The sequence below is a fragment of the Streptomyces daliensis genome (assembly GCF_054782395.1).
The window spans coordinates 1-7,772 of sequence record NZ_BAAGSO010000116.1; the positions used below are offsets into that span (position 1 = coordinate 1).

Genomic DNA, 7,772 nt, shown 5'->3' on the forward strand with positions numbered 1-7,772 from the left:
GCGGTACGGGGGCGGGCGCATGGGTGCCGATGAGGCACCGGTCCACAGCATGGCAACAGCCTCAGGGACCACCGGCCGGAGGTTGGCCACCGGGTGGGAGGGGACGTGGTGGGGTGTCCCCGCAAGTGGTGGCGACGAGTATGTACAGGCAGCCGAAAAGCCGACCCGCACTTGTCGCCGCCCGAGGAGACACCCCGGCACGGCACCGACCCCCACCAGCAGGCAGCCGAAAAACCGACCCGCACTTGTCGCCGCCCGAGGAGACACCCCGGCACGGCACCGACCCCCACCACACACCAACCCCACAACCACCGGCACAAGCCAAGAACCACGCGGCGCCAGCCGCGACGCACCGCAACCACACGCCGCGCCGTAGCCACCGGCCCGCACCCGAACACGGCGCCAAGCCACACGACGGCACCCCCGGACAGGGGTACAAAAATCAGCGCGGGACCCTACGGCACCCACCACACCGGCGAACCGTCCCGCGCAACACCCCCGACGAACGAAGCGCCCCCGTTTCCTTCCGCACCCCGCGAAGGGGAACGGTGGCGGCCCGTGCGCCGAAGCGTGGCCAGCGCCACGAGCGAACCGCACAGGACCAGCAGCGCAGCCAGCCGCAGCCCCGTCTCGTAGCCGTCGAGGAACGCCGCGTCGGGAGTACCCCCGTCGCCCAGGACGTCGCGCTGGCGACGGGCGAGCACCACGCCGACCACGACGATCCCGAACACGCCCGACACCTCGCGCGCCGTGCTGACCAGCCCCGATGCCGTCCCCGAGCGACTCTCGGGCACGTCGGCGAGCGCCGCAACCGTCATGGGCGCGGTGAAAGCGGAGCCCACCCCCATGAGGACCAGTCCGGGCTGGAGGCCCGCGTAGGTGGCGTCGCCGCCCGCCATGGAGACGAGCAGCAGGCCGCACGCGACCATGCCGAGACCGGCGGCGATGACCCGGTGCGCGCCCAGCCGTTTCGAGAGCGGTTCCGCCGCAGGGGTCACCGCGAGCAGCACCACCGCCAGCGGCAGGAAGACCAGCCCGGCCTCGGTGGGGGAGAAGTCGAGGATGCGCTGGAGGTAGAGGGAGGTGAAGAAGAAGACCCCGTTCAGGCCCACCCCCCACAGCATCTGCGCGACCACACCCCCGGAGAGGGTGCGCACCCGGAAGGCCCGCAGGTCGATCAGCGGCAGGAACGTGCGGGCTTCCACGGCGAGGAAGACGAGGCCGGTCACGGCGGCGACGGTGAGGCACAGCGGTACGGGGTCCGTGCGGAACCCCTTCTCGCCGCCTTCGACGAGCCCGTAGGTGAGGAAGTACAGCGCCGTGCCGGACAGCAGCACCCCCGGCACGTCGAGCACCCGCAGCAGTTCGCCCACGCGGCGGGTGTCGCGCGTGGGCGCCGGCACCGCGAGGGCGAGCAGCGCGGCCGTCACACCGAAGGGCAGGTTCAGCAGGAACACCCACTCCCAGCCCCAGTGCTCGGTCACGACGCCGCCGACGACGGGCCCCGAGGCCAGCGCGACGGCGAGCGCGGCCGTCCACACCCCGATGGCGAAGGTGCGCCGCTTCTCCGGTATGTCGCTGGCCACGACGGCGAGCGACGCCGGGATCACACACGCCGCGCCCGCGCCCTGCACGGTGCGCGCCGCGATCAGCGCGGCGCCGCTGTCCGCGAGTCCGGCGAGCGCGGAGGCGGCGGTGAACACGAGCAGCCCGACGACGAGGACGAGGCGCCGCCCGACGAGGTCGCACAGGCGCCCGCACAGCAGCATCAGGGTGGAGAAGCTGAGCACGTAGCTGATGGCCACCCACTCCAACTCCTCGGGAGAGAGGCGCAGTTCGCGCTGGAGCGAGGGCAGCGCGACGTGGACGACGGTGTTGTCCAGCATCGCGACGAAGCCGGACAGGGCGACCATCGCCAGCACGGCGAACGCGCGCGCACGGCCCACGGGCGGCGCTCCTTGAGGGGACGGGCGAACGGACGGGCGGGGGCGGCGGGCCCGCACGCGGACTCTAGGCCCCCGCGCGCCGTCCGGCGCCCCCTCGCGCGGCATTTTCCGCCCCGGTGACAAACGGAACCGCTGCCTTTGTCACTCGGGTAAGCACGCGGGAAACGGCCCGGGGAACGGTGTGAGAATTATCCGTGACGCTTCATCAGAATTTATGGAATGCCGCTGACCTGCGAAGACAGGGTTCACTCAGCATCCGCTTCACAGGTGCCACCGGCAGATTTGTCAATTGCCGCTATTTGCTCGGTCCCTTTGCCTGGTGAGCCTGGGTGTCCCCGTAACGTGGAGGACCTTTTCATGCCCCCCGCATCTTCCCCACAGGATCAACGGCTCACCGATCTGCTGGACCACTGGGCCGGAGCCGGACAGCGCGGAGCCCGACGGGCCTTCACGGCCGTCGAGTTCGGCGACCACGCCTCGGCGGGCACGCACAGATCGCTCACCTGGAGCGGTCTGCGCGGCCGTGCCCTCGCCGTGGCGGAGAGGCTGGAGCGCGCGGCGCTGCCCGGCGACCGTGCGGCGCTGCTGCTGCCGCAGGGGCTCGACTACGTCGCGGCGTTCCTCGGCTGCCTGTACGCGGGCGTGGTGGCGGTCCCCCTGTTCACCCCGGACCTCCCCGGACACGAGGGGCGGCTCGCCGCCGTCCTCGCCGACTGCGAACCCGCCTGCGTGCTCACCGACTCCGGGTCGCTGGAGACGGTGAGCCACTTCCTCGCGGGGCAGGAGCGCGGCGCGCCGCCCGTGCTCACCGTCGACGGGCTGCCGTCCACCGCGTGGGAGCCGCCCGTCGAGCGCAGGGCGGGGCCGGGGGACGTCGCCTACCTCCAGTACACCTCCGGCTCCACCCGCGTCCCCGCCGGGGTGGCACTGACGCACCGCAACGTCGTCGCCAACGCCTCCCAGGCCGTCGCGGTCTACGCGCGCGACGCCGACGCGACGACCACCGTGAGCTGGCTGCCCCTCTTCCACGACATGGGCCTCGTGCTGAGCGTCGCCGCGCCCGTGTTCGGCGGCTTCCCCTCCGTGCTCATGGACCCGGTGTCCTTCCTGGTGCGCCCCGTGCGCTGGCTGCGGCTGATGTCCCGCTACCCGGGCGTCGTCGGGGCCGCGCCCAACTTCGCGTACGACTACTGCGCCTCCCGTGTCACCGAGGACGAGAAGGCGGAGCTGGACCTGACGCGCGTCCGTGTGCTCATCAACGGCAGCGAGCCCGTGCGCCCCTCCACTGTCACCCGCTTCCGTGAGGCGTTCGGCCCCTGCGGGCTGCGCGCCGAGGCCCACTGCCCCTCCTACGGGCTGGCCGAGGCCACCGTCTTCGTGTGCGCCGACCCCTTCGACGCGCCGCCGTCGCGGCTCGCCGTCGACCGCGCCGCGCTCAACGAGGGCAAGGCCGTGCCCGTCGACGAGAGCGACGCGTCGGCGCTGCCGGTGGTGACCTGCGGCGCGCCCGTCGGGCAGCGGCTGCGCATCGTGGACGCGGAGCGCGGCACGGCCGTGCCCGACGGGGAGGTCGGCGAGATCTGGCTCCAGGGGCCCAACATCGGCGCCTGCTACTGGAACCGCCCCGAGCAGAGCGCCGAGACCTTCGCCGCCACGCTGGCGGGCGAGGAGGGCCATTGGCTGCGCACCGGCGACCTCGGTGCCCTGCACGAGGGCGCGCTGCTGGTCACCGGGCGCCTCAAGGACCTGATCATCATCGACGGGCGCAACCACTACCCGCAGGACATCGAGGAGACCGTCCAGCGCGAACTGGCCGTCGTGCGCCGCGACCGCGCCGCCGCCTTCACCGTCCCCGGCGAGTACGGCGCCGAGCGCCTGGTCGTCGTCGCCGAGCGGGGCCGCGACGCCGAGCAGGGCGAGTGCGACAGCGCCACGGCGGCTGACGCGGCCCGCGCCGTCGTCTCGACGGGGCACGGGGTGCGGCTGGCCGACTTCCTGCTGGTGGCGCCCGGTGCGATACCGCGCACCTCCAGCGGCAAGGTCTCCCGCGCCGCCTGCCGGGAGCGCTATCTGGAGGGGAGCCTGCGATGACCGTGCTGACCGGCGACCGGGTGCCGCGCGAGGAACTGCTGCGCATCACGGTCGTCACCAGGCTGTGCGAGCGCTACGGGCTGCGGCCCGAGGAGATCACCGACGACCGTCCGTTCGCTGAACTCGGCCTCGCCTCCGCCGACGCGGTGTCCATCGCGGCCGAGCTGAGCCTGCTCACCGGGGAGCCGCTGCCCGCCACGCTGCTCTGGGACTTCCCGACCCTCGCCCAGCTCAGGCGGCGGCTGACGGAGCTGGCGGAGGGGCGCGGGGCAGGGGAGACCGGGGGCGCGGCGCGGGCAGCCGCCTCCGGCTCCCCCGCCCCGGCATCGGGATCGGGGCCGGGCCCGGGAGCGGCGTCCGCGTCGGTACCGGCACCGGTACCGGTACCGGCGTCCGCACCGGGCGGCGCGGGCGACGGGCACGGCCCCGAGGCCGTTGCCGTCGTCGGGCTGGGCTGCCGCGTCCCTGGCGCGAGCGGCCCCGACGAGTTCTGGCAACTGCTCAGCGAGGGCCGCGACGCCGTCACCGTCGTCCCCGAGGGCCGCTGGGACCCCTTCAGCGCCCCGGACGAGACCGGGGAGGTCAGCCGCCACGGTGGCTTCCTCGACGACGTGGCGGGCTTCGACGCCGAGTTCTTCGGCATCCCGCCCCGCGAGGCCGCCGTCATGGACCCCCAGCAGCGCCTCGTGATGGAGGTCGCCCGCGAGGCACTCGACCACGCGGCCGTCCCCGCCTCCGCGCTCGCCGGAACCGCGACGGGCGTCTTCATCGGCATCAGCGGCAACGAGTACGCGCAGCTCACCACGGCCGAACTCGGCGCCGTCGACGCCTGGACCCCGCCCGGCGCGGCACTGAGCATCGCCGCCAACCGACTCTCCTACGCGCTCGACCTGCGCGGCCCCAGCCTCGCCCTCGACACCGCCTGCTCCTCCTCGCTCGTCGCCGTGCACCACGCCGTGCGCAGCCTCACCGGCCACGAGAGCGACACCGCGCTGGCCGGCGGCGTCAACCTGCTCCTCGCGCCCGCGATCACCCTCGCCTTCCAGCGGATGGGGGCGCTCAACCCCGAGGGCCGCTGCCGCGCCTTCGACGCCGACGCCGGGGGCATGGTGCGCGGCGAGGGATGTGCCGTGGCGGTGCTCAAGCGGCTGTCCGACGCCGAGCGCGACGGCGACCGCGTGCTCGCCGTCATCCGCTCCAGCGCCGTCAACTCCGACGGCCGCTCCAACGGGCTGCTCGCGCCCAACTCCGAGGCACAGCGCGCCCTCCTCGCCCGCGCCCACACCCGCGCGTGCGGTTCGCCCGTGGCGCCGCAGGACATCGACTACGTCGAGGCGCACGGCACCGGCACCGCGCTCGGCGACCCCATCGAGGCGGGCGCGCTCGGGGCGCGGCTCGGCGCGGGCCGCGACAGCGACAAGCCGCTGCTCATCGGCTCCGTCAAGACCAACATCGGCCACCTGGAGGCAGCGGCGGGGATCGCCGGGTTCGTGAAGACGGTGCTCGCGCTGCACCGCGACGAGATCCCGCCCAGCCTCCACTTCCAGCGGCCCAGCCCGCACATCGACTTCGAGGCGCTGGGCCTGCGCGTCGCCGCGGACCCCGAGCCCTGGCCCCGCTACTCCGGGACGGCCACGGCGGGCGTCTCCGCCTTCGGCTTCGGCGGCACCAACGCACACGTCGTCCTCCAGGAGCACCAGCCCCCCGCGCGTCCTGCGCCGCACGGGGACACCGGCGCGGAAGAGCGGCGCGCGCGTGACCAGTCGCGTGACCGGGAGGGCCGCGCGCCCGCACTGCTGCTCCTCGACGGGCCCACCGAGGACCGCACCAGGGAGTACGCGGCCCGGCTCGCCGAGTGGCTCGGCACCCCGCGCGGGCGCGCGACGCACCCGTACGACCTGGGCCGCACCCTCACCGGACGCACCGGGCGTGGCCGCTTCCGCGCCGCCGTCGTCGCGGGCGGCGCGTGTGAGGCGGCCGAGGCGCTGAGCGCGTACGCCGAGGGCCGCCCCACACCGCTGGCCGGAATCGGCGACGGGCAACTGGCGCTGCGCCACACGGGCGGGCCCGTGTGGGTCTTCTCCGGCTACGGCTCGCAGTGGCCCGGCATGGCACGGCGGCTGCTGGCTGCCGAGCCCGCCTTCGCCGCCGCCGTCGACCGGCTGGAACCGCTGCTGCGCGCACACGCCGGACTCTCGCTGCGTGAACACCTGCGCCCCGAAGCCGAGTTGGCGACGACCGATGTCGTGATGCCCGTGCTCTTCGGCATCCAGGTGGCCCTCGCCGAGCTGTGGCGGGCCCACGGGGTGGAGCCCGCGGCCGTCGTCGGGCACTCCATGGGCGAGGTGGCCGCGGCCGTCGCGGCGGGCGGCCTGGACGCGGAGGACGGGGCGCGCGTCATCGCGCTGCGCTCGCGGCTGCTGGCCCGGCTGACGGGCGGCGCGATGGCCGCCGTCGAGCTGGCGGCGGCGGAGGTGCGGGCCCTCGCCGAACGCTTCCCCACCGTCGAACTGGCCGTGCACGCCTCGCCGACGCAGTGCGTCGTCACCGGCTCCGACCAGGACATCGACGGGATCGTCCGGCACGTCACCGAGCGCGGCGGGCTCGCCCGCGCGCTGCCGGTCACGGTGGCGGGGCACTCCCCGCACGTCGATCCGCTGCTGCCGGAACTGACGGCGGGGCTGGCGGACTTGTGCCCTCAGGCCCCTGCCGTGCCCTTCTACTCGACGGTGCTGGACCCGACGGTGCTGGACCCGACGGTGCTGGACTCCTCCCGCGACCCTGCGGCGCCCGAGCCCCCGGTCTTCGACGCCGACTACTGGGCCGCCAACCTGCGGCGCCCCGTGCGCTTCGCGCAGGCGGTGACGGCGGCGGCCGAGGACGGGCACCGCACCTTCGTCGAGATCTCCCCGCACCCCACCCAGCTCCACCCGCTCTCCGAGACACTGCGCGCGGCGGACGCCGGTGCCTCGCTGCTCGTGCCCACGCTGCGCCGCGACGGCGACGACGCGCGCACCTTCCGCACCGCGCTGGCCACCCTCTACGCGCACGGCGCCGAGCCGCGCACGGGGGAACTCCACCCGGGCGGGCGGGTGGCCGACGTACCGGCGCCGCCGTGGCGGCACCAGCAGCACTGGGTCCCGACGCCGGTGCGCCGGGTGGCCGACACCGCCCACTCCGGCGCGCCCGGCGCGTGGCCGCACCCCGAACCGCTCGACGCGGCGCCGCTTCCGGCGGGCGAGGGAGCGGAGGAGGGAGAGGGGCGCGGGGTGTCCGGGCCGCGCACCGTGCTGGAGCGGCTGGCCGAAGGGGCGGCGCAGATCCTCGGCTTCGCGGCCGGACAGCTCGACCCACGGCTGCCCCTGGGCGAGTTCGGGCTCGACTCCCTGATGGCCGCGCGCATCCGCACCTTCGTGGAGCGCGAGTTCGATGTCACCGTTCCGCTGGAGGTGCTGCTGCGGCAGGGGACGCTGGAAGGCGTGGCGGCCTGGCTCGCGGAGGCGACGGTCGAAGCGGGGGCCGAGAGCGAGGCGGAGGGGGAGGCGGAGGGGGAGGCGGAGGGGGAGGCGGAGGGGGAGGAACCGGTCGCCGTGCTTCCGGGCCCGCTCTCGTCGGCGCCCGCCTCCGCGCCCGCTGCCGCTGTCCGGGTACGGGCCGGGTCCTTCGCCGGGCGCGTCCTTCCCCGCGACGACGCCGAACGCGCCGTCTCCCGCGCTTGGCAGTCCCTCTTCGGCG

3 protein-coding genes are annotated in these 7,772 nt (G+C 74.8%); 2 read left to right on the forward strand and 1 reads right to left on the reverse strand.

Annotation, left to right across the window (positions count from 1 at the left end; all coding sequences use genetic code 11):
- Positions 1-455: 455 nt before the first annotated feature.
- Positions 456-1,946: an MFS transporter gene (locus ACYVOO_RS31450; RefSeq protein ID WP_461019117.1), complete on the reverse strand. Its 1,491-nt coding sequence runs from the start codon at positions 1,944-1,946 to the stop codon at positions 456-458.
- Between the two features lie 357 nt (positions 1,947-2,303).
- Here ACYVOO_RS31450 and ACYVOO_RS31455 point away from each other — a divergent pair, with 357 nt between their 5' ends.
- Both ACYVOO_RS31455 and ACYVOO_RS31460 read left to right on the forward strand, forming a co-directional pair.
- Positions 2,304-4,037, forward strand: a complete 1,734-nt coding sequence (locus ACYVOO_RS31455) for a fatty acyl-AMP ligase (protein ID WP_461019118.1) — start codon at positions 2,304-2,306, stop codon at positions 4,035-4,037.
- Positions 4,034-7,772 (forward strand): acyltransferase domain-containing protein (locus tag ACYVOO_RS31460; RefSeq protein ID WP_461019119.1); only part of this gene is annotated, 3,739 nt, incomplete at its 3' end. The genes ACYVOO_RS31455 and ACYVOO_RS31460, both read left to right, overlap by 4 nt.

What these genes read in the sequence shown, in the direction of transcription:
- ACYVOO_RS31455 (WP_461019118.1), top strand. Translation starts at nt 2,304, where the DNA reads ATGCCCCCCGCATCTTCCCCACAGGATCAACGGCTCACCGATCTGCTG.